General features: G+C 60.1%; 3 protein-coding genes. 2 read left to right on the top strand and 1 reads right to left on the bottom strand.

The genetic code is table 11. The features are described 5' to 3' along the window. The first annotated feature begins 68 nt into the window (after window positions 1-68). Together mutM and QZ522_RS19030 are read left to right on the top strand one after the other, a co-directional pair. Complete coding sequence (gene mutM, locus QZ522_RS19035) at window positions 69-920, top strand: bifunctional DNA-formamidopyrimidine glycosylase/DNA-(apurinic or apyrimidinic site) lyase (RefSeq protein WP_294615347.1); 852 nt, start codon at window positions 69-71, stop codon at window positions 918-920. Window positions 921-984: 64 nt separating this feature from the next. After that, entirely contained in the window at window positions 985-1,761 is a 777-nt protein-coding gene (locus tag QZ522_RS19030) for an enoyl-CoA hydratase (protein WP_294615345.1), read from the top strand. Window positions 1,762-1,851: 90 nt separating this feature from the next. On the opposite strand, the gene QZ522_RS19025 is transcribed toward QZ522_RS19030, so the two are convergent. Next, a partial coding sequence (locus QZ522_RS19025; RefSeq protein ID WP_294615342.1) for an adenosine kinase occupies window positions 1,852-2,329 on the bottom strand: 478 nt, incomplete at its 5' end.

The following is a 2,329-nucleotide window of genomic DNA, read 5'->3' as shown; positions in this document are numbered from 1 at the left end:
CTCTCGCTCTTCTTATAGAGCGACGGGGCCGGGTTACAATGCGCCCCTTTCGCAAGATTAGGTCAGATATGCCCGAATTACCCGAGGTTGAGACAGTGCGCCGCGGCCTTGCCCCGGTGATGGAGGGCGCCACCATCGCGCGGGCCGATGTGAATCGCCCCGATCTGCGTTGGCCGTTTCCCGCGAACATGGCAGCGCGCCTTGCCGGTCAAAAGGTGCTCGGGCTCAGGCGGCGCTCGAAATACATCCTCGCAGATCTGGCCTCCGGCGAGACACTGTTGATCCATCTCGGCATGTCGGGGCGGATGCTGATTTCCGGCGATCCGCTGGGTAAGTTCGTGCATAATCACCCCGCCCCCGAAAAGCACGATCATGTCGTGTTTCACATGGACAACGGCGCGCGCATCACCTTCAACGATCCGCGCCGCTTTGGCGCGATGGACGTGATGGACACCGCCACCGCCGAGACGCATCCCCTTCTGGCCAAACTGGGCCCAGAGCCTTTGGGCAATACCTTTGACGAAACCTACCTGACCGAGGCCCTGAAGGGGCGCAACACGCCGATCAAATCCGCCCTTCTGGATCAGCGAATCGTCGCGGGGCTGGGCAACATATACGTTTGTGAAGCCCTCTTTCGGGCGGGTATTTCGCCCAAAAGGCGCGCCGGAAACATTTCTGCGGCCCGTGCCGCAAGCCTTGTGCCGATCATCCGCGAGGTGCTTGGCGATGCTATCCTTGCAGGCGGATCATCGCTTCGAGATTTTCGCCGGGCGGATGGCGAATTGGGTTATTTTCAACACAATTTCGATGTTTACGACCGTGAAGGCGCGCCCTGCCGCACCGCCGACTGCACCGGTCATATCACCCGCATCGTTCAGTCGGGCAGATCCAGCTTCTATTGCCCCCTATGCCAAAGATAGGTTGAACCGGCGGCTCACAATGGTAATGAATCAGGTCTGACGGAAACAAGTGAAAGCAGATTTCATGGCCTATGAGACGATCATCGTCGAAATAGAAGACCACGTAGCCCTCATCAAACTCAATCGGCCGGACGCGCTTAATGCGCTCAACGATCAGCTCATGTCAGAGCTGACCTGTGCCCTTGGTGAGGCGCAACAGAATGACAAGGTACGCTGTATCGTCCTGACCGGCTCGGAAAAGGCATTTGCCGCCGGTGCCGATATCAAGATGATGAGCGAGAAAAGCTTTGTCGATGTCTTCACCGAAGACCTGTTCACAGCCGATAGCGACGCCATTCAACGGGTCCGCAAGCCGATCATCGCCGCCGTATCCGGCTATGCGCTTGGCGGCGGCTGCGAGCTGGCGATGATGTGCGATTTCATCATCTGCTCGGACACCGCGAAATTCGGCCAGCCCGAGATAAATCTTGGCGTCATCGCCGGTCTTGGGGGCACCCAGCGCCTGACCCGGTTTGTCGGCAAGTCCAAGGCGATGGACATGAACCTGACCGGGCGCTTCATGGATGCCGAAGAAGCCGAACGCTCTGGCCTGGTAAGCCGTGTCGTGCCCGCCAAGAAGCTGATGGAAGAGACAATGAACGCCGCGCAGAAGATCGCGGAAAAGTCGATGATCACGGTGATGGCAGCCAAGGAAGCGGTCAACCGGTCCTACGAGACTACGCTGCGCGAGGGCCTGCTGTTTGAACGGCGCGTGTTCCATTCGCTGTTTGCGACCGAGGATCAAAAAGAGGGCATGGCCGCCTTCGCCGAAAAACGCCAGGCACAGTTTCGCGACAAGTAACGCGGGCCTTTGGCCAAAAAAAGAGAACCGGGCGGGGGTCAATTCCCTCGCCCGGTTCTTTTGTGCAACCCCTAAGGTGCGGTAAGTGCCTTAGATAAGTCCCGCCTCGCGGAACATCGCCTTTACATCCGCCTCGGGCCGTGCACCGTAATGGCCGATCACCTCGGCGGCCGCGATACAGCCCATGCGCCCCGACACCTCAAGCGTCTGGCCCGTGGCGACACCGTAGAGGAACCCGGCGGCAAACTGATCGCCCGCGCCGGTGGCATCGACCGGCACCACCTCTGTGACCGGCACCGACACGCTTTCGTCACCCTCGACGACAACCACGTCATGCCCTGATCGCGTACATACGATAAGACCGCTTTCCGCCGCCGCCTGCTCCAGGGCCGCGCCAAGGTCTTCGGTCTGATACAGGGCTTTCCACTCGTGCTCGTTGCCGAACACGATGTCGAGTTCGCGCACAAGCTGGCGGAAATCATCGCGATGGCGATCGACGCAAAACGGATCGGACAGCGTGATCGCCGCCCGTCCGCCGCCCGCACTACAGGCCCGTGCCGCCCCAAGG

Source organism: uncultured Roseovarius sp., assembly GCF_913054395.1.
Classification (GTDB): Bacteria; Pseudomonadota; Alphaproteobacteria; order Rhodobacterales; family Rhodobacteraceae; genus Roseovarius.
The sequence above is the reverse complement of the archived record's forward strand: the minus strand, read 5'-3'. Positions and strand labels throughout refer to the sequence as shown.